Origin of the sequence: Streptomyces sp. RGM 3693 (assembly GCF_050471125.1) — a bacterium.
Classification (GTDB): Bacteria; Actinomycetota; Actinomycetes; order Streptomycetales; family Streptomycetaceae; genus Streptomyces.
In genome coordinates this window covers 1647410-1666885 of sequence record NZ_JBMPPQ010000001.1, presented here as the reverse complement: position 1 = coordinate 1666885, position 19476 = coordinate 1647410, and the positions used below count along the sequence as shown (strand labels likewise).

The following is a 19476-nucleotide window of genomic DNA, read 5'->3' as shown; positions in this document are numbered from 1 at the left end:
CGGGCTTCGCGCCGCCGACCAGAAATTGCCCACGACCCCCCTTGACAGCTTCCCCGCCCGCCCGGCAGTGTTCCGTTACGCAGAAAGTAAGTTCCGCTATCCGGAAGGAGCGCCGGGCCCTATGGGTTTCACGGACACGCGCTTCAACGTCAATCTGTCGATCCTGTTCACCGAGCTTCCGTTGTGGGAGCGGCCGGCTGCCGCGCGGGCGGCGGGCTTCACGGCGGTGGAGTTGTGGTGGCCGTGGGTGGACGCCCCGACCCCGGAGCGGTCCGAGCTGGACGCGCTGCGCGATGCCCTGCGGGATGCGGGTACGCAGCTGACGGGGTTGAACTTCTATGCCGGTCAGTTGCCGGGTCCCGACCGTGGTGCGCTCTCGGTTCCGGGGGCGGAGTCGGAGAAGTTCCGGGCGAACGTGCCGGTGGCGATCGAGTTCGCCACCTCGCTGGGCTGCACCACCTTCAACGCCCTCTACGGCAACCGCGTCGAGGGCGTCAGTGCGGCCGAGCAGGACGCGCTGGCGTTGGAGAACCTCGTCTGGGCCGCGCGGGCGGTCGGTGAGGTGGGCGGCACGCTGCTGATCGAGGCGCTCAACGCGCCGGAGTCGCCCCGGTGCCCGATCGTCTCGGCGCCCAAGGCGATCGAGGTGGTCGACGCGGTCAACGCCGCCACCGGCCTGGACAACGCACGGTTCCTGATGGACCTCTACCACCTGTCGATGAACGGCGAAGACCTCGATGAGGTCATCGACCGCTACACCGCCAAGACCGCGCACGTGCAGATCGCCGACGACCCCGGCCGCGGCGCGCCCGGCACCGGCGCCCTGGACTTCGTGGCGCTGCTGGGCCGGCTCAAGAAGAACGGCTACGACGGCTACGTCGGCCTGGAGTACAAGCCCGGCCAGGCGCCCAGCGCCTCTTCCTTCGCCTGGCTGCCCACGCCGCTACGCGCCGCCCGGTAACCCGGTATCCCCGGCATCACCTGGCGCCGTCGCCGTTCCCCTTTTGTTTGAGTGTGAAAGAGGCTTTTCAATGAGCAACCTGCCGAAGATTGCGTGGGTCGGGCTGGGCATCATGGGTTCGCCCATGGCCGAGAACCTGATCAAGGCCGGCTACGCGGTGACCGGTTACACCCTGGAGGCCGACAAGCTCCAGCGGCTGGCTGATGCCGGGGGCACCGCGGCCGCCAACATCGCCGAGGCGGTGGCCGACGCCGACGTCATCATCACCATGGTCCCCGCCTCCCCCCACGTCGAGGCCATCGCCTACGGCCCCGACGGGATTCTGGCCAACACCAAGCGTGGCGCGCTGCTGATCGACATGTCCTCGATCACCCCGCAGACCTCCATCGACCTGGCCAAGAACGCCGCCGAGAAGGGCATCCGGGTCCTGGACGCCCCGGTCTCCGGTGGTGAGGCCGGCGCCATCGAGGCCGTCCTGTCGATCATGGTCGGTGGTCAGCAGGCCGACTTCGACACCGCCAAGCCGCTCTTCGACGCGCTGGGCAAGACCATCGTGCTGTGCGGTCCGCACGGCTCCGGCCAGACCGTCAAGGCCGCCAACCAGCTGATCGTCGCGGTCAACATCCAGGCCTGCGCCGAGGCCGTGGTCTTCCTGGAGAAGTCCGGCGTCGACCTGCCCGCCGCCCTGGACGTCCTGGGGGGCGGCCTGGCCGGCTCCACCGTCCTGGCACGCAAGGCCGACAACTTCATCAACCGGGACTTCAAGCCCGGCTTCCGCATCGACCTGCACCACAAGGACATGGGCATCGTCACCGACGCCGCCCGCACCGTCGGCGCCGCCCTGCCCGTCGGCTCCGTCGTCGCCTCCCTGGTCGCCTCCCTCCGCGCCCAGGGCGACGGCGGCCTGGACCACTCCGCCCTCCTCCGCGGCGTCGAACGCCTCTCCGGATACGACCTCAAGGACTGAGACCCGGTCATGGGGGCACGTCGGATTCCCGCCGTACAGGCGGTCGTTGAGATCATGAAGGACGAGGGCGTCGACACCGTCTTCGGTTGCCCCGGTGCCGCACTGCTGCCGCTGTACGCAGCGATGGAGCGGACCGGCGGCATCGCCCACCTGTCGGCGGGCCACGCCGAGGGCGCCGCGCACATGGCCGACGGCTGGGCCCGGACGACCGGGAAGGTCGGCGTGGCCGCGGTGGCGGCCGGGCCCGGGGCGGTCCGGCTGCTCAGCGGCCTGTACGCGGCGCAGCAGGACGCGGTCCCGCTGGTGTGCGTCACCGGCCGGGAGGCGTCCGCGCCACCCGCCCCCGCCGTACCGCTGCGGCACGCGGGGTACCGGCCGCCGGACCTGGTCCGGCTGGCCGGTGCGGTCACCAAGCGTGCCGAGCGGATCGAGGACCCCGCGCGGATCCCGGGCGCCTTCCGTGAGGCGTTCCGCATCGCGCGGGAGGGCCGGCCCGGCCCCGTACTGATCGACGTCCCGGCCGATCTGGCCGCGGTGGAGATCGCGTACGGCCCGGGTCCGGTCGCCCCCTCCGCTCCCGGCGCCGGACCGGCCCTGGTGGACGGCGTCCGGCCTTCGGCGCCGGGAGCGGTGGTACCCCTGTCCGTCCCGCCGGACCCGGCGGGCGCCAGGCCGCACTGGGCCCTGGCGGAGCTCGCCGAGGTCTTCGCCGCGCGGCCGCCGGCGGACACCTACGTCGTCAGCGGACTGCCGGAGATCGGCGCCGCCGGTGGTACCGCCGAGCACCGGCACCGGGTGCCGCGCCGCAGCGGTCCGCCGGGGTGGGAGGTGCCGACCGCGATCGGGGTCCGCACGGCACTGGACTCCCGGGGGGAGCGGGCGGCGGAGGTCGTGGTGGTCGTCGACGGCCACGGCTTCCCGCTGACGGCCGGGGAACTGGCCGCGGCGGCGCAGTACGAAGCGCCGTTCGTGGTGGTGCTGCTCGGCGGGCGCGAGGACGCCGACCCGTTCACGGACCCGGTGAAGCTCGCCGAGGCGTACGGCTGCGCGGGCCGGGACGTCCTGGATCCGGCGGAGCTCCGCTCGGCGGTCGAGTGGGCCCGCAAGGAGGCCGTCTCCACCCGACGGCCGGTCCTGGTGGAGGTCCGGGCCGAGCGCGCGGCGGACGCGTACGACGGTCTGCCCGCGGACCCGGTGCACACCCGCGCGTACGGGACCTGAGCCCGTCGCGGAGGGGTCCTCCGGACCCGCGACAACAAGCTTCCGGGCGGTGGCTGCGCTGACACCTGTCCTGTCGCGCCCAGGCGCGGCCGCCGCCCGGAATACCCACCCCACAGCAACACCAGATTGTTTCAACAAACTGTTGACGTTTGGTCGGAGCGCTTTCTACGCTCCGACATGCGGAAGCCAACTTCCGCGCTCTCGTACGGAAGGTCACCATGTCGAAGCCCACGCTGACGACCGAGTCCGGCGCCCCGATCGCCGACAACCAGAACTCCGCCACCGCAGGCGTCGGCGGCCCGATCATTCTCCAGGACCAGCACCTGCTGGAGAAGCTCGCGCGCTTCAACCGCGAGCGCATCCCGGAGCGCGTCGTGCACGCCCGTGGCTCCGGCGCGTACGGCTACTTCGAGGTGACCGACGACGTCACCGGCTTCACGCGGGCGGACTTCCTGGGCACCGTCGGCAAGCGGACCGAGCTGTTCATCCGCTTCTCGACCGTGGCCGACAGCCTCGGTGGCGCGGACGCCGTCCGGGACCCGCGCGGCTTCGCGGTGAAGTTCTACACCGAAGAGGGCAACTACGACCTCGTCGGCAACAACACCCCGGTGTTCTTCATCAAGGACCCGATCAAGTTCCCCGACTTCATCCACTCGCAGAAGCGCGACCCGTTCACCGGCAAGCAGGAGCCGGACAACGTCTGGGACTTCTGGGCGCACGCCCCCGAGGCCACCCACCAGGTCACCTGGCTCATGGGCGACCGCGGCATCCCGGCCTCCTACCGCCACATGAACGGCTACGGCTCCCACACCTACCAGTGGACCAACGCTTCAGGTGAGGCGTTCTTCGTCAAGTACCACTTCAAGACGAACCAGGGCGTCCGCAGCCTCTCCGCCGACCAGGGCGCGGACCTGGTGGGCAAGGACGCCAACAGCCACCAGACCGACCTGCTCCAGTCCATCGAGCGGGGCGTGTACCCCTCCTGGACCCTGTACGTGCAGGTCATGCCGGCGGCCGAGGCGGCCAACTACCGCTTCAACCCGTTCGACCTGACCAAGGTGTGGCCGCACGCCGACTACCCGCTCCAGCGGGTCGGCCGGATGGTCCTGGACCGCAACCCCGACAACGTCTTCGCCGAGGTCGAGCAGTCCGCGTTCTCGCCGAACAACTTCGTCCCCGGCATCGGCCCGTCCCCGGACAAGATGCTCCAGGGCCGGCTCTTCGCCTACGCCGACGCGCACCGCTACCGCCTGGGCGTCAACCACACCCAGCTCGCGGTCAACGCCCCCAAGGCGACCAGCGCCAACAACTACGGCCGGGACGGCCTCATGGCGTCGAACGCCTACGACCGCCACGCGAAGAACTACGAGCCGAACTCCTACGACGGTCCGGCCCAGACCGACCGGCCGCTCTCCGCGCCGCTGGCCGTCTCCGGCCACGTCGGCACCCACGAGGCCCCGGCCCACACCAAGGACGACGACTTCTACCAGGCCGGTGAGCTCTACCGCCTGATGTCCGAGGACGAGAAGAAGCGCCTGGTGGAGAACATCGCCGGCGGTCTCGCCCAGGTCAGCCGCGACGACGTGATCGAGAAGAACCTCGCGCACTTCCACGCCGCCGACCAGGGCTACGGCAAGCGCGTCGAGGCGCGCGTCCGTGAGCTGCGCGAGGACTGACGGGAGGTCAGTTCCCTTGCGCACCCGTACCGGCCGGCCCGTTGAGGGGTGGTCGGCCGGTACGGGGAAGTAGCGCGGAGCTCCGCGGATTCCCGGGGAGATTCCAGTGCGGTGGCAGGCCCGCCCGTCAAGGAGGGCGAGCCGCCTCCCCGCCGCGGAGCCCGCCTGCTGCCCCACAACCGCAAGCCCACCCCTCGACACCGACTCCGCCCGACGGTGTGGGGGTACCTCCCAGCGGAAGCTGGGGGATGTCCCGTCGCGCCCCTCTCCCGCACTGTCGGGCGGGAACCCTCCACAGGGCCCGGAATTCCGTACGGTCACGGATTCCGGGCCCTGTGTCGTGCCCGCGCTCCCCCGCCCCTCCACCCGCCCGGGCCGCGACGTCTCGACGCATTCCCGCCCCCGACAGGCACCTTTGGGGAGACCATGGACGGCAAGCAGAGCCGACCGATCGTCTGCCCGACCCGCCTGGAGCCGACCATGGCCGACAGCGTGCTGGTGCGGTGCCCTACGTGCCGCCGCGAGAACGCCTTCACCCCGCCGACCTTCCCCTGCGCCTGCGGTGCCCCACTGACCCTGCCCGTGCTGCGCGGCGGGATGCCGGTCGAGATACTGCACCGCACCTGGGAGGCGTCCTGGGTGGCGGTCCGGTGCGAGGTCTGCGGACGGCAGGACGACTGGCCGGCGCCGGAGAGCGGTTGCGCCTGCGGCACGGTCGTCCGGGTGCCGGTCACGCCGACGCCCGCCGCGTCGCCCGCGCCCGACCTCCCCTCCCCCGCCGCTCCCGCCGCATCGGCGCCGCCGCCCCGGCCGGCCCTCGGCCCGCCGCCGCAGCGCCCGGCGTTCCACCCGGTGACCATCCGCACCGCGCGGGACTGCATCACCGCGGCCGCCCAGTACCTGAAGTGGCTGGGCTTCGCCGATGTAGCCCGGGCCCAGGAGCGGACCGCCACCGGCGTCGATCTGCGCGGCACCGGTGTGGTCGCCCAGGTCGATCCGACGACCCGGGCCACCGCCCTCCGCGACATCGAGTGCGTCTGGCTCAACGGCCTGTCCGACTCCGCGGTCGCGGTCTCCTTCTCCCTGGCCGGCTACGCCCGCGACGCCCGGTCCCGCGCCGACGAACTGCACGTCCCGCTGTTCGTCATGGACCTCACCGGTACCCCGCAGCCGGTCAACGACGCGGCCGACGAGTTGATCGCCCAGGGGGGCCGGCCGCCGAACAGCCCCTGAGCCCGCCGCCCCGACCGGGCCGGCACCAGCACCAGCACCAGCACCAGCACCAGCACCAGAAACCGTTCGCCCCGTGGGCCCCGACCGGCGACACTGACCGCATGATCATCCGCGTCCCGGACCCGGCCGACCTGCCCGCCCTGCGCGCCCTCGAACGCGCCGCCGGGGAGCCGTTCCGCGCGCTCGGCATGGCGCGGATCGCGGACGACGAGCCGCCGCCGCTGGAACTGCTGGCGGAGTACCAGCGGGCCGGCCGGGCCCTCGCCGCCTACGACACCGGGCAGGCGGGCGAGCCGCCCCGCGGCTACCTCCTCTGGGACCCGGTCGACGGCTGCCACCACATCGAGCAGGTCTCCGTCCACCCGGAGCGGGCCCGGCGCGGCATCGGCCGGGCCCTGATCGACCGGGCCGTGGAGCTGCCTCCCCCGCCCTTCGGGCACGCGGAGAGGGACGGCGGGCCGCCCGCACTGACCCTGACCACCTTCGCCGACGTCCCGTGGAACGCCCCGTACTACGCCCGGCTCGGATTCCGCCGGCTGGCCGCCGACGAGCTGACGCCGGGCCTGCGGGCGATCCGCGCCCACGAGGCGGAGTTGGGCCTGGACCGCTGGCCGCGGGTCTGCATGCGCCGGGAGGCGGCGGCGCGGAGCCGGTACGGGGAGCCGATATGACACCCCGTCAGCCCTGTCGGTGGGGCGGGCCATAATGTGCCGGTGATCGATGCGAACGCCCTCCGCGCCGTCTGCCTGGGATTCAACGGCGCCACCGAGGAGAACCCCTTCCCCCGCAATCCGGAGGTCTCCACGTTCAAGGTCGGCGGCAAGATCTTCGCGCTGACGTCGCTGGACGCGGCACCACTGACCGTCAGCCTCAAATGCGACCCCGAACTAGCTCAGCGACTGCGCGCCACGCACCCCGAAGTGGTCCCGGGCTACCACCTCAACAAGCGCCACTGGAACACCGTTTCCCTGACCGGCGGCCTCCCCGACCGCACGGTGCGGGAGCTGATCGAGGACTCCTACGACCTGGTCGTCGCCTCGCTCCCGCGGGCCCAACGGCTCCTGCTCGACTGGCCGGGCGAGCGACGCTGACCGGGCCCGCGGCCCCGCGCCCTACGGATGCCCCGCAGCCACTCCTCCCACCGGGACCGGTCCGGCCGCGGCCACCCGCAGAAATGGGCGGCCACTCCGGACCGGTCAGAGGCGACCGCGGGGCATCACGTCGGACGGATTGTCAGCCCTGGGGCGGCAGGACGGCGCGGATGCCGCCCTGTGCGGTGGCCGGGGCGACGGTGTCGTAGCCGCCGTTCACCGCGCCGTTGCCGGCGTACTCGGCGGTGTAGCCGCCGCTGAGCACCTCGGCGCCGGAGCGCGGCCGCTCGGCGTCACAGGACGCCAGACCGGCGGTGTCCGTCTTCGCCACGCACAGCACCTTGCCGGTGGTGTCCTTGAAGGTGATGGTGGCGTTCCAGATGGCGTCCTGCGGGCCGGCGGCGCGGGCCCGCACCAGGGTGGCGTGCAGCCCGATGACCTTCAGCGGCTTGGTGGACAGCGTGGCCTTGCCGGCGGTCAGCCGGGACGCCATCTCGGGCACCGTGGCGGCCGGTTCGCACAGCCCCCGGTTCCAGTCGAAGAGACCACCAGGGGCGCAGGTCGCGTGCCCGTCCTGGGCTGCCACGCGGTGGGTGACCGGGTCGCAGCGGTAGAAGCTGGCGGCACTGTCGGCGTCGACCACGGTCGGCGCCACGGTCGCCGCGTCCTCGCCGCTCGCGCAGCCGGCGGTGAGCACCTCGCGGGTGGGGCCGTCCGGGCTACCGGGCTGGATGACGTCGGCGTAGGCGGGGGCGGCGAAGCTCCCCAGGGCGGCGGCCACGGCAGCGGCAGTGGTCGCCCAACGTGCGATACGGGTCATGAATGTCCCCTCTTGACGGGAATCCCGCGGGATTTCCGGCCTGGTTAACGGCCTTGACGTTCGGCCTGGTTGATGGCCTTTCGCCCGCTCCCGGCACCCGGGAACGGGCCAGGTCAGGACCCTATCGGCCGGGCGGGTGGGCACCGACGGCGACCCGGGCGCGGCCCGGGCCGGCCCGCGCCGTACGGTGCGCGGATGCGCCTGACGCGAACACCCCGCCGAGCGGCCGGCGTTGCGGTGCTCGCCCCGGACGATGCGGTCTTCCTGCTCCGCTACGACAACGAAGAGGTCGGCGTCCACTGGGCGATGCCCGGCGGCGGACTCGATCCCGGCGAGTCCCCGCAGGCCGGGGCGCGGCGCGAACTGCGGGCGAGCACATCTACCTGGCGCACGGGCCGCGCCGGGAGCCCACCGAGGGCGTGGCGGCCGCGCACGCCGACGACCGGATCCTGGGCTGGCGGTGGTGGAGCCGGGACGAACTGGCCGACGCGCACGAGGCGTTGTGGCCGCCGCAGCAACCCGCGCTGCTGACGCCACTGCACGGCCGGGGCGGGGAACCGGGCGCCGACCCGGTCCTCCGCGACCTGGGCTACCTCCCGAACTCCCCGCCCCGACACGGCTGATCAACCCGTCACACCGAGTCCAGGCTGCCCTCCTGGGCCGGCGCGTGGGCGTTTCCCGGCCGGTCCGGCATCGGCTCCGCGGCCGCCGGGCCCGCCGTCCCCCACTTCGCCGCGAGCCGCTCGCGGAGTTCGACCTTGCGGACCTTGCCGCTGACGGTCATCGGGAAGGCGTCGGTGATCTCCAGATAGCGCGGCACCTTGTAGTGCGCCAACCGGGAACGGCAGTAACGGGCCAGCTCGTCGCGGGTGAGGGTGTCGACGGGATCACGGAGGATCACGCAGGCGGCGATCTCCTCGCCGTACTTCTCGTCCGGGACGCCGACGACCTGAACGTCGGCGATCTTGGGGTGGGAGTAGAGGAACTCCTCGATCTCCCGCGGATAGACGTTCTCCCCGCCCCTGATGATCATGTCCTTGCTCCGGCCGACGATCCGGACGTAGCCGTCGTCGTTCATCACCGCCAGGTCACCGGTGTGCATCCAGCGGGCCCGGTCGATGACCTCGGCGGTCCGCTCCGGATCCTCCCAGTAGCCGAGCATCACGCTGTAGCCACGGGTGCACAACTCGCCCGGGGTGCCGCGGGGCACCGTCACCCCGTTCGCCGGGTCGACGACCTTGACCTCGATGTGCGGCAGCACCCGGCCGACGGTCGCGGTGCGGTGAACGAGGTCGTCGCCCCGGCGGGTCTGGGTGGAGACCGGCGACGTCTCGGTCATGCCGTAACAGATCGACACCTCGGCCATGTGCATCTCGGAGACGACCCGCTTCATCACCTCCTCCGGGCAGGGCGAGCCGGCCATGATGCCGGTGCGGAGCGAGGCGAGGTCGTAGTCGGCGAAGTCCGGCAGGTTCAGCTCGGCGATGAACATGGTGGGCACGCCGTAGAGCGAGGTGCAGCGTTCGTCCTGAACGGCCCGCAGGGTGGCGGCCGGTTCGAAGGAGGGCGCCGGGATGACGATGCAGGCACCGTGCGTGGTGACGCCGAGGTTGCCCATCACCATGCCGAAGCAGTGGTAGAAGGGCACCGGCAGGCACACCCGGTCGTGCTCGGTGTAGCCGAGCGTCTCGGCGACCCAGTAACCGTTGTTGAGGATGTTGTGGTGGGAGAGGGTGGCGCCCTTGGGGAAGCCGGTGGTGCCCGAGGTGTACTGGATGTTGACCGGGTCGTCGGCGGTCAGCGCCTTCTCGCAGGCGGCGAGCCGAGTGTGCGGGACGGTCGCACCGGCGGCCAGCAGCCCGCCCCAGGTCGGGTCGCCGAGGTAGACCACGTCACGCAGCGCCGGACAGTCGGCCCGCACCTGCTCGATCATCCGCCGGTAGTCGCTGGTCTTGTGCGTGACGGCGGAGACCAGCACGGTCACCCCCGCCTGCCGCAGGACGTACGCGAGCTCGTGCACCCGGTAGGCGGGGTTGACGTTGACCAGGATCGCGCCGATCCGGGCGGTGGCGTACTGGACGAGGACCCACTCGGCGCAGTTGGGCGCCCAGATCCCGACCCGGTCGCCCTTGCCGACCCCCTTGGCGAGCAGCCCGAGCGCCACCTCGTCGACCGCGCGTCCCAGTTCGGCGTAGGTCCAGCGGCGCCCGCCGGCCACCTCGACCAACGCCTCGCGGTCACCGAAGCGGGCGATGGTAAGGGCCAGGTCGGCGCCGATGGTGCGGCCGAGCAGCGGCCGGTCCGCCGCCCCGCTCGCGTACGACAGCTCGATATGCGACTGACTGGTCACCGGTGGCCCCCCTCCCTGTACGCGGCACCGCCGCCACCCTGCACGGCGGCGCGGCGGATCGCGCCGGATCCGGTCCTCGGCAGCTCGGCGAACTCCACCCGCCGGCGGCGCCCCTCGGGATCCGCGACGGCATACCAGTGCGCGACGAGCGACGCGCCGCCCTCCCCCGGCGACCAGCCGACGGCCGACGCCACACCATCCCCCTTCCCGCTGCGCACCAGCCGGGGATCGCCCCACCCCCGCACCTCCAGGGGCGTGCGCGTCACTCCGCCCTGAGGGGGTGCCTGCCCCAGCGCATCCACCAACACCTTCATCAGCCGCTCCCAAGACCCGTCGTCAGCCATCGCTGTCATCCACCCGCAAGATTGCCCACCGGCGCGGAAAATCCACCCCACGAACAACCCGTACGCGCCGCCCCCAGCATGGCGTCGAACGTCCCCCGAGGACCCTCGGCTCGCCTACCCGTTCCCCATACGGAAAAGGAAACGGAAACGACCGCAAAACGGTCTCGGTGCCCGGACCTGTGGCCCGGGCACCGAGACCCATTGCGGTGACCTACACGGCTACCCGACGTGCTCAGTCGCCGTGACCGCCACCACAGAAGGTACCCATGGGGCTGATCTGCGCGCCCGGGTTGCCCCGACCGTTGAGGGCATTGCCCAGCAGACCGTTGAGAATCCCGACCTGACCGAGAATGTCGACGTTCAGGTCCTGGCCGTCGCACCCCCAGCCACCCCTTGACTCAGCGGCATTGGCGGTGCCTGCGCCGGCACCGAGAAAGGCGACGCTACCGAGGACGGCGGCCACCACAGCAGTCTTGTGAAGCTTGCGCATTTCTCCTCCTTGGTTCGAGTGAAGCGAGCATCAAAGATCCACATCGCGCTGTTATCGGAGATTAATCGGATTATCTGCATATCGCTCATCGACGCTGGCATCCGGGGCAGCGCCGGTCGGGTGCCCAATTGCAGTAGCGCCGGGTGACGCCCCGTCGACCCCGCACCCCGCACGCACACTTCCGCAGCGAAAAAACTCACCGACAGGGCGGAGGGGATGCCGGGTGAACCGTTCTGACACCGATACCGCTACCGACGCCGACAACCGGCCGCCCCTTGCCACGGCCGCCCCCGATGATCAGCCGGACAGGAGCGACGAGGCGCGCCGCGGCTAACAGATCACCATCACGCGCCGACAACGGGGCCAGAACGGAATGACGCTCCCGCACGACGCCGAAGGCGAAGAAGAACACGAAGACCGCAACGCGGCCCTAGGAAATCCCAACACATGCCATTCCGCCGCGAGTTCGGCAGACACATGGCACGCCAGCCCACGCTGCGCCGGCTTCGGAAAGTCGCCCCCCTCCCCCAATCACCCACCCCACACGAACGGGTAAGGCCGGGGCGGCCGGCGCATCGTTGGCTTAGGATGGCGACGTTCTTTCAGGTGGGAGAACATCGACGGCCAGCGTGTTGTTAGCCCTTCCACGCTGGCCGTCGCTCCCCCCACCGTCCCGTCACACCGGGACCACCGGGACCGTCAAGAGAACTTAACTGACGATATGGCCGCTCCCCTCGAAGCGGCCAGGCCCGCCCCTCCCCCTCTTCCGGCGGGACCGGAAGCCTCGCAACATTCCTCGCCCAGATTCCGCGCACCGAGCACATGCCCCAGTGACCCGAGGTAGCCGATCGCCACAAAGGCAAGAGCATCGGCTCTCCAAATGACGTACACCGGTGGGCAAATGGGTGACCGCGCATTGATTCCCGTTACCAGGGAAGGGGATTTGCCGTTCCTCGCTGGGAGAGAGCAGCGAATGGACTACGTGAGTTGAAGCATCGGCGATGGGCCGGACCATCGACTCCGAGGCGACGTGGAGAGCTTTACGGCGGGGATTGTCGCGGTCCATCGGGAGGCTTCCGCCGTGGTTTTACCCAGGGCGCGCACGATGCGAAGCCCGGAATACCTCTGTTCGCGCACTCAAGACAGCGATAAATAATCAGATTTCCATACAGGCAATGAAGGGCCGAGGGTTCCATGCGCAAGCTTCAGCAGATCGCGCTGGTCGTCGCAGCGGCTGGCGGTCTGTCCACCATCGGCGCCGGCGCGAGCCAGGCCGACGCTCCGGCCGGGTACAACGGCGCTGCCCCGCCCACCGCTCCGCAACACGAAGACCCCCAGGCCGCGTCCTGGACAGCCTCGGGTGCCACCTCGCACGCCTACGGGTCGCAAGGCAGCCCCCAGCAGGGCGCCCCGCAATCCGCAGTTCCGCAGCAGGCCGCGGCCCCGCAGGCCGGCCCGCAGGTATCCCCGCAGCTCAACCCCCAGCTCAATCCACAACTGTCGCCGCAGGTGGCGCACATCCTGCCGCAGTCCGGTCCGCAGGATCAGAACAACCAGTTCCGTCCGTACCAGGAGTGCAGCCCGCAGTCGTTGCTCGACGCCAACGTCCCGATCGGCCTGCTGGCCGCACCTCAGACCCATGGCGTCAACTGCACCCAGGCCAACAACCAGGCCAACGCCTTCGCCACGGCCCGGTAGGGAGATTGCAGCCGCCGCAGTGCCGCGGGCCCTTCGAGGGGGCACCCCTCGAAGGGCCTTCTCATGCGACATGCTCAGCAGACCTCGCTGAATCAACCAGTTAGCTGAATCGCCACCGGCACCTTCACCCGTTGCTGCGTAATCACGCCCCGAACTGCTCAGGTTCCGGGGCAACTTCCTATTTTTTTCTGTCGCATAATCCGGCGCGTCGCTCAAGGTCGATCGATATTTCGTATTAGCCTTCCCAACTGTACGAAGTTGGTACATCGCAGATCACATCTGCAGATCGCAGTCCACATCGACTCAAACTTTCCGGAGAAGAAATGCGCAAGCTCTACAAGGCTGCCGTCGTGGCTGCCACTCTCGGCAGCATCAGCTTCCTCGGCGCCGGCTCCGCCTTCGCCTACGGCGGCCAGGGCGGCGGCCAGTTCGATATCAAGCAGGGGTCCCAGTGCCGGTCGCACGATCTGAACGTGGACGTGCTCGGCGAGGTCGGCATCCTCAACGGCCTGCTGGGTAACGCGCTCAACGGCGAGGGCTCGCCGGGTGCGCAGTCCACCCACCTCGGCTCCACCATGGGCTGCAACAACAGCGCACTCTGAGCCGCTAGTAACCGCACAGGTCACCCATAGGGTTCTCGACGCCGGGCCGCAAGGCCGGCGTCGAGAACCCTTTTTGCTTTCTTTCGACCTGCATCTGATGCGATTTCCGGTGGCGAACGGAACACGGGCGGGTGCCCGCCGAACCGATCTGATCCATCGTGTGGAGCCGTACGCCCCGGCCGGAGAACTACCGATAAAACTACCGCGGTTGACAAGCGAGCGGCGCATTGCTGGGGTGGAGCGCCCTTGTCGTTGCGCGTTCCGACACTCCAAATGGTGCATGCCGGTGGGCAAATGGGTGACCATGCTTTGATTCCCGTTACCCGGCCCGGGAATTCGCCGTTCCTCGCTGGGAGAGAACAGCGAATGGGCCTATGGGCCGCCGAGCGGGGTGTCCTCTTCCTGGCTCCGGGCGGTCTGCGGCGACCATGTCGACGAGGTGTCCGACGCGAATCGAAGGAGGGGCGATGGGCTGCGCCGTCACTCGCGAGGGCCGTTGGAGGGCCTCACGATTGGCGTTGCCGCGGTCCAGCGGGAGGCTTCCGCCGTGGCTTTGCGCGGGGTGCGCGAGGCGCGAAGCCCGGGATTACCTCTGTTCGCACACTCACGACAGCGATAAGTAATCAGTTTTCCATACAGGTAATGAAGGGCCGAGGGTTCCATGCGCAAGCTTCACCAGATCGCGCTCGTCGTCGCGGCGGCTGGCGGTCTGTCCACCATCGGCGCCGGCGTGAGTTATGCCGATGCTCCTGCCGGGTACAACGGCGCCGCGCCGCCCACCGCTCCTCAGGCACCTGCCCCGCAGCAGTACGCCCCCGCACCACAACAGTCGGCCCCGCAACCTGCGCCGCAGTACGCCCAGCAACCGGCCGCCCCTCAGGCACCTGCCCCGCAGCAGTACGCCCCCGCACCACAACAGTCGGCCCCGCAACCTGCGCCGCAGTACGCCCAACAGCCGGCCGCCCCTCAGGCACCTGCCCCGCAGCAGTACGCCCCCGCACCACAACAGTCGGCCCCGCAACCTGCGCCGCAGTACGCCCAACAGCCGGCCGCCCCTCAGGCACCCGCTCCGCAGCAGTACGGGCCGCAGTTCGACAGCCCGCACGCCAGTGCCTGGGCCACGTCGCACGGCGTCGCGCAGGCGTCCACCTCCCCTGGTGGTCCGCAGCAGTCCGCTCCGCAGGCGGCGGCACCAGCACCGGCACCGGCTGCACAGGCCGCCCCGCAGGTCGCTCCCCAGGCTGCCCCGCAGGTTACGCCGCAGGTCGCGCCGCAGGTCGCCGTTCCGCAGGTCTTCTCGCCGCAGCCCGCGCCCCAGGTCAACCCGCAGATCAACCCCCAGGTCAATCCGCTGGTCAACCCGCTGGTTTCGCCGGATGTCCCGCAGGTGTCCCCGGTCGGACTCGGGCGGCTGGCGGCTCCGCCGCTGGGACAGCTTGACCTGCCCCGCATGACCTGATCACTCATCAACCTCCATCTGGCGAACTGGAGTTGTCTTTGCGCACCAGTGGCGGCGGAGCCATTCCGGCTTCCGCTCGCCACCTGAGCGCCGGCCAGTTCCCGAGGGACCTTCCCGCACGTAGCCATCCGTCTACACATCACAACCGCTCAATTCACCGGAGAAGAAATGCGCAAGTTCCACAAGGCTGCCGTCGTGGCTGCCGCACTCGGCAGTGTCGGCGCCCTCGGCGCAGGTACCGCCTACGCCCACGGCGAGCCGGGGCACGACCTCGACGTCAGGCAGGGCACCGAGTGCCGGTCGCATGACATGAACGTCGACGTCCTTGGCGCAGTCGGACTTCTCAACGGCACGCTGGGCAACGCGCTCAACGGCGAGGGTGCGCCCGGCGCACAGCCTTCCCACACGGGCGCGAACCTGCGTTGCGACAACAGCGCCTTCTGAACGTCCGTCAAAAGCACCTGAACTGACCTGGTCCCGGTGCCGAGCCATCGGCTCGGCACCGGGACTCCTTGGTTGCATGAGCGTGCAGGCAACGCGTGGCGCACAACGAACGGCGAACGACATACGACGAACCGCACATGGCGAATGGCCGGACCGTTTCCACTAGGTCCGGCCATTCGCCGTTCGGCGGGGTGGTCTGAGCCCTCGCCCCTTGTTCAGACGGATGCGGGAAGGAGCTGGCGGTGCGGCCGTTTCGGCGCGAGCGCACTTCCGCTCAACGGCGGTGCGTCGCCCGGTCGTAGCCGACCGGATCCTTTGCGGCCGCTCTGCACACCGTGTCGGATTCCTACCCATGCGGTGTTTGCGGAAGGCTCCCGCCGGAGTTCCCCGCCAAAGGTCAATCCATGGGGGCCATCTGGTCTCCGGCGGGCACCTGCGCCGTGTTGTTGCAGGTAATTGCGGGCCCGACCTGAGTGGTTCCCGGATTGAGCAGCCCGTGCGCCGGAATCGTCACCGGCGATGTCGGCATGCAGCTCTTCGACTGATTGACGGTGTACTGTCCGTTTTCGTTGGCCCCGGTGGTTCTCTGCAGGCAGGTGACATTTCCCTGGATGTCACGGGTGCACAGTCCCGTGGTGTCGGCGGCGTGTGCTTGGGGGGCAATGACGCTGGCCGCGGTGAGGCCACCCATCAGTGCCACGATGGGTGCGATCTTCTTCCGACTGAACATGTACTGCGTTCCTTTGTGATCGATGCCCGGGCGCGATGCTCCGCGAACGGGCCCGCGCCCGAGCCCTGAGAATGCCGAAAAGGGTTCTGGTGCCCGGACCCGAAGGCCGGACACCAGAACCCCGCCCGGCTACTTGCCGATGGAGTTGTTGCAACCAATACCCGAACCGATCGGGGTGGCCTGCGCGCCCGGCGAGCCTTCGCCGTTGAGCGCGTTGCTCAGCACGCCGTTGAGGATGCCGACCTCGCCGAGGACGTCGACGTTCAGGTCGTGTGTGCGGCACTGGGAACCCTGGCCGGCGCCGAAGCCTCCCGCCCCACCAAGGGCGTACGAGGTGCCAGCACCGAAGAAGCCAACGCTGCCCAGGGCGACGGCCACGACAGCAACCTTGTGAAGCTTGCGCATTTCTTCTCCATGTGAGCGGAAGCGATCGATTACCGATCGATCTCGTGCAGTTGCTGGATAGTTAATACGAAAGATTCGCGGTTGCTGGGCGACGCGCCGGATGTTAGACGTTCACGAACGAACTTGGCCCTTGTAACGATGGCAAGTTCCTGGTGAGTTGGACATCCAACGGGCCGAGAGAGACTCAAGCACTTCGAGGCGAACCACCCATTCGGCCGTACAGCGGCGACCCAATTATTCAGACACAAACAAACGGGCCCTTCGGGAGGACATTCCCGAAGGGCCCGCGATCGATGTCGAATATGGTTGCCCGGCCGGCCTTACCTTGCGAAGGCGTGATTGAACTGGCCGCAGGTGGTGCCCCAGGTCTCGGGAACGGCGAGCACGCCGATCGGGAGATTGGCCTCGGCAAACGTCTGCGGGCTGCACTCCTGGTACGGGCGGAAGAGTTCGTTCTTGTGCAGCCTGCCGCCATCGTGAGCGTAGGCGGTACCGACACCGGCACCGACGGCGGACAGACCGCCGGCCGCCGCGGCGACGATCATGACCTGCTGGAACTTACGCATGGAACCCTCGACCCTTCGTACCTCTACTGAGCCCTAATTGCTGGCTGTGACTGCGCGCACACTAGCAGTAGCCAATCTGGGGGTTCCACTCCGTTACGCGCCTTGTGTCGGAGAGCGAGGAAAGGCGGGCGGAGGCGCCAGGTTTCGCCATGCCACCCGCACTCCAATCCGCCTTAAAGGAACCCTGATAGTCACACCAGGGAAGACCGGCCAGGTCGACAGGAACGCCATCCGCATCGCATTGACACCGACCCGGCGAGCGACCTCCTCGAATTCGCCGGCGACGCCGACAGCAAGGGCAAACGGGTGACTATCGACCGCCCCCCGTACCCCTGCCGGGGGCCCGCCTCGTTCTTTCCCCAGAGAGGCCCAAGAAGCGTGCGGCAGCGACGTCAACCGGGCCGCTTCACTGCCCACCGGGCACGCCTTCGTTGTGCTTTATCGATATCAAGTGGCTTGCCGTATCGGCTTGTTGAGAACCTTCGGACGGATATCCGGAGCGGTCCATGAGAGTTCGTCACCCATTGCCCGGGGCGCCAGAGCGCACCACCAGCGGCCCGTCACGGACGTAGGGGAGGGGGCCTCCTCTTGCGAGAACGACACGAAAAGTGTAGAGGGCGAAATGTGCGCTTGATTACATTGAGTGCGCATATCCTCACACTTAGTAGTCGCGGCATCTTCCCCGTCCACGCAATCAAGGATCAAAGGTTCCATGCGCACACTTCAACGAGTTGCCATCGTCGTCGCAGCAGTCGGCTGCCTCTCCACCGCCGGAGCCGGAGTCAGCTTCGCTGACGGGAACGGCCCGCAGGCCACCGCCTGGGCCGTCTCGGCCTCCGGGGCCTCTTCGTCCGGCGGTGAACGCGGCGGTCAGGAGGCCGCTCCGCAGGCGGCCCCCCAGGCCGCTCCGCAGGCGCCTGCTCCTCAGGCGGCTGCGCCGGCGCCCGTTCAGCAGGCGCCCGTCCCTCAGGCCGCTCCGCCGGCGCCCGTTCAGCAGGCGCCCGCTCCGCAGGCCGCCCCCCAGATGCCGGTCCAGCAGGCACCCGTTCTGCAGGCGCCGGCCCCACAGGCCGCCCCCCAGGCGCCCGTTCAGCAGGCACCGGTCCAGCAGTCCTCCGAGAAGCGCCACGAGGACGTGAAGATCGGGCAGCACACCATGTGCCGGTCCCATGACCTGAACGTCGACGTTCTCGGCCAGGTCGGGCTGCTGAACGGCGTGTTGGGCAATGCGCTCAACGGCGAAGGCTCGCCCGGAAACCAGCAGACCCACCAGGGCTCGCGCATGGGCTGCGACAACGCCGCCCTTCGTAAGTAATCACCGCGGGGTTCTGGTGTCCGGCCTTCGGGTCCGGGCACCAGAACCCTTTTCGGCATTCTCAGGGCTCGGGCGCGGGCCCGTTCGCGGAGCATCGCGCCCGGGCATCGATCACAAAGGAACGCAGTACATGTTCAGTCAGAAGAAGATCGCAGCCATCGTGGCACTGATGGGCGGCCTCACCGCGGCCAGCGCCATCGCCCCCCAGGCACACGCCGAAGGAGGGAGCCACTGCAGCCGCGGCGTCGCTGGCGAAAGATTCTGCGTCCACAAGCACGAGGCCGTCTACCGCACCAAGGACGGCGATCGCCTCATCATCAAGCAGATGCAGCGCTGTTCGACCGCTGCCAGGCAGCGCGTGGTGTGGCCCGAGAACGGCCTGCTGAGCAGGGGGACCACGGAAATCGGCCCGCACATGAACTGCTCCAACCACTTTCCGCCGGCCAAGGGGTTCAAGCGGTCGCACGCCGACTTCTGAGTTCCACACGCTTGTTGACCGAGCAGGGGTGCCCCTGTCCCGGTAACGACTCCACGGGGTCGGCCCGCCCACCGGCGGCCGGCCCCGCTTTCGTGCGTTGGTGCTCTCGCTATGCGGACGTCAGCGCTCTCGCTTTCGTGTGTGGCGCTCTCTGCCGCCTGCCGCGCGGCAGGTGTGGGAGCCGCGGACTGCGGGCTTCTGCTGCCTAATGCCCTTGGGACCGGGGCCTGTTGGCGTCCCGGCCCGATTTCCCGGAGCAGACAGGAAAGGTCCCGGCGTCCACTTCGTCGTGTGGACGCCGGGACCCTGTCCGTTCCGGTTACTTGCTGAATGCGCCGTTGTTGCAGCCCATCGACGAGCCCATGTGGGTGGACTGCGCACCGGGCGAGCCCTCGCCACCGAGCAGGTTGCCGCCGAGGCCGTTGGCGATCCCGACCTCGCCGAGGACGTCGACGTTGGTGTCGTGCGATCTGCACATGGAGCTCTGCTTGATGTCGAAGCGGCCTCTGCCGCCGCCACCTTCCTCGCCGTCGGCCATGGCGGCGCTGACGCCGAGGATGCTCACGCTGCCGAGGACCGCGGCCACGACAGCAGCCTTGTGAAGCTTGCGCATTTCTTCTCCGGTG

At 69.5% G+C, this 19476-nt stretch carries 22 protein-coding genes and 1 pseudogene; 15 read left to right on the top strand and 8 right to left on the bottom strand.

The window, feature by feature from the left end:
* The first annotated feature begins 121 nt into the window (after positions 1-121).
* From ACO0M4_RS07020 to ACO0M4_RS06990, 7 genes are all read left to right on the top strand, one after another.
* Positions 122-961: a TIM barrel protein gene (locus ACO0M4_RS07020; RefSeq protein ID WP_430368831.1), complete on the top strand. Its 840-nt coding sequence runs from the start codon at positions 122-124 to the stop codon at positions 959-961.
* Between the two features lie 70 nt (positions 962-1031).
* The gene (locus tag ACO0M4_RS07015; protein WP_430368829.1) at positions 1032-1928 is read left to right on the top strand and encodes a 2-hydroxy-3-oxopropionate reductase; all 897 of its coding nucleotides are present in this window, start codon (positions 1032-1034) and stop codon (positions 1926-1928) included.
* A gap of 9 nt (positions 1929-1937) precedes the next feature.
* Positions 1938-3149 carry a thiamine pyrophosphate-binding protein gene (locus ACO0M4_RS07010; RefSeq protein WP_430368828.1) on the top strand — a complete coding sequence of 404 codons (1212 nt, stop codon included), beginning with the start codon at positions 1938-1940 and terminating at the stop codon, positions 3147-3149.
* 218 nt (positions 3150-3367) lie between these two features.
* Positions 3368-4825, top strand: coding sequence for a catalase (locus ACO0M4_RS07005; protein ID WP_430368827.1), 1458 nt, complete (start codon positions 3368-3370; stop codon positions 4823-4825).
* 480 nt (positions 4826-5305) lie between these two features.
* Positions 5306-6058, top strand: coding sequence for a hypothetical protein (locus ACO0M4_RS07000; RefSeq protein WP_430371280.1), 753 nt, complete (start codon positions 5306-5308; stop codon positions 6056-6058).
* Positions 6059-6159: 101 nt separating this feature from the next.
* The gene (locus tag ACO0M4_RS06995; RefSeq protein ID WP_430368826.1) at positions 6160-6729 is read left to right on the top strand and encodes a GNAT family N-acetyltransferase; all 570 of its coding nucleotides are present in this window, start codon (positions 6160-6162) and stop codon (positions 6727-6729) included.
* Positions 6730-6771: 42 nt separating this feature from the next.
* Positions 6772-7149, top strand: a complete 378-nt coding sequence (locus tag ACO0M4_RS06990; RefSeq protein ID WP_430368825.1) for an MmcQ/YjbR family DNA-binding protein — start codon at positions 6772-6774, stop codon at positions 7147-7149.
* A 142-nt stretch (positions 7150-7291) separates the two neighbouring features.
* Here ACO0M4_RS06990 and ACO0M4_RS06985 read toward each other — a convergent pair whose 3' ends face one another.
* Entirely contained in the window at positions 7292-7969 is a 678-nt protein-coding gene (locus ACO0M4_RS06985; protein WP_430368824.1) for a hypothetical protein, read from the bottom strand.
* A gap of 72 nt (positions 7970-8041) precedes the next feature.
* On the opposite strand from ACO0M4_RS06985, the pseudogene ACO0M4_RS06980 reads away from it, so the two are divergent.
* Positions 8042-8281 (top strand): annotated as a pseudogene (locus ACO0M4_RS06980) (hypothetical protein); the annotation flags it as partial.
* A 107-nt stretch (positions 8282-8388) separates the two neighbouring features.
* Complete coding sequence (locus ACO0M4_RS06975; RefSeq protein ID WP_430371425.1) at positions 8389-8592, top strand: hypothetical protein; 204 nt, start codon at positions 8389-8391, stop codon at positions 8590-8592.
* 8 nt (positions 8593-8600) lie between these two features.
* On the opposite strand, the gene ACO0M4_RS06970 is transcribed toward ACO0M4_RS06975, so the two are convergent.
* The 3 genes from ACO0M4_RS06970 to ACO0M4_RS06960 form a co-directional block, all read right to left on the bottom strand.
* On the bottom strand, positions 8601-10319 hold the full coding sequence (locus ACO0M4_RS06970; protein ID WP_430368823.1) for an AMP-binding protein: 1719 nt from the start codon (positions 10317-10319) through the stop codon (positions 8601-8603).
* Entirely contained in the window at positions 10316-10663 is a 348-nt protein-coding gene (locus ACO0M4_RS06965; RefSeq protein ID WP_430368822.1) for a hypothetical protein, read from the bottom strand. The genes ACO0M4_RS06970 and ACO0M4_RS06965 overlap by 4 nt, the downstream gene beginning before the upstream one ends.
* A 232-nt stretch (positions 10664-10895) precedes the next feature.
* Entirely contained in the window at positions 10896-11153 is a 258-nt protein-coding gene (locus ACO0M4_RS06960) for a hypothetical protein (RefSeq protein ID WP_430368820.1), read from the bottom strand.
* Between the two features lie 1194 nt (positions 11154-12347).
* Between ACO0M4_RS06960 and ACO0M4_RS06955 the strand changes: the two genes are divergently transcribed.
* The 4 genes from ACO0M4_RS06955 (at position 12348) to ACO0M4_RS06940 (ending at position 15356) form a co-directional block, all read left to right on the top strand.
* Positions 12348-12851: a hypothetical protein gene (locus ACO0M4_RS06955; protein ID WP_430368818.1), complete on the top strand. Its 504-nt coding sequence runs from the start codon at positions 12348-12350 to the stop codon at positions 12849-12851.
* Positions 12852-13174: 323 nt separating this feature from the next.
* On the top strand, positions 13175-13453 hold the full coding sequence (locus ACO0M4_RS06950; RefSeq protein WP_430368816.1) for a hypothetical protein: 279 nt from the start codon (positions 13175-13177) through the stop codon (positions 13451-13453).
* A gap of 661 nt (positions 13454-14114) precedes the next feature.
* Positions 14115-14912 carry a hypothetical protein gene (locus ACO0M4_RS06945; protein ID WP_430368814.1) on the top strand — a complete coding sequence of 266 codons (798 nt, stop codon included), beginning with the start codon at positions 14115-14117 and terminating at the stop codon, positions 14910-14912.
* Between the two features lie 168 nt (positions 14913-15080).
* Positions 15081-15356: a hypothetical protein gene (locus ACO0M4_RS06940; protein ID WP_390027622.1), complete on the top strand. Its 276-nt coding sequence runs from the start codon at positions 15081-15083 to the stop codon at positions 15354-15356.
* A 397-nt stretch (positions 15357-15753) separates the two neighbouring features.
* Here the strand turns inward: ACO0M4_RS06940 and ACO0M4_RS06935 are convergent, their stop codons facing one another.
* From ACO0M4_RS06935 to ACO0M4_RS06925, 3 genes are all read right to left on the bottom strand, one after another.
* Complete coding sequence (locus ACO0M4_RS06935; protein ID WP_430368813.1) at positions 15754-16086, bottom strand: hypothetical protein; 333 nt, start codon at positions 16084-16086, stop codon at positions 15754-15756.
* A gap of 129 nt (positions 16087-16215) precedes the next feature.
* Positions 16216-16491: a hypothetical protein gene (locus tag ACO0M4_RS06930; protein WP_430368812.1), complete on the bottom strand. Its 276-nt coding sequence runs from the start codon at positions 16489-16491 to the stop codon at positions 16216-16218.
* A gap of 320 nt (positions 16492-16811) precedes the next feature.
* The gene (locus ACO0M4_RS06925) at positions 16812-17057 is read right to left on the bottom strand and encodes a hypothetical protein (RefSeq protein WP_390022776.1); all 246 of its coding nucleotides are present in this window, start codon (positions 17055-17057) and stop codon (positions 16812-16814) included.
* 712 nt (positions 17058-17769) lie between these two features.
* On the opposite strand from ACO0M4_RS06925, the gene ACO0M4_RS06920 reads away from it, so the two are divergent.
* Both ACO0M4_RS06920 and ACO0M4_RS06915 read left to right on the top strand, forming a co-directional pair.
* A complete protein-coding gene (locus tag ACO0M4_RS06920; protein ID WP_430371424.1) occupies positions 17770-18372 on the top strand; it encodes a hypothetical protein in 603 nt (200 codons plus the stop codon).
* 130 nt (positions 18373-18502) lie between these two features.
* Positions 18503-18850, top strand: coding sequence for a hypothetical protein (locus ACO0M4_RS06915; RefSeq protein ID WP_430368811.1), 348 nt, complete (start codon positions 18503-18505; stop codon positions 18848-18850).
* Positions 18851-19169: 319 nt separating this feature from the next.
* Here ACO0M4_RS06915 and ACO0M4_RS06910 read toward each other — a convergent pair whose 3' ends face one another.
* The gene (locus ACO0M4_RS06910; protein ID WP_430368810.1) at positions 19170-19463 is read right to left on the bottom strand and encodes a hypothetical protein; all 294 of its coding nucleotides are present in this window, start codon (positions 19461-19463) and stop codon (positions 19170-19172) included.
* Between the last annotated feature and the right edge of the window lie 13 nt (positions 19464-19476).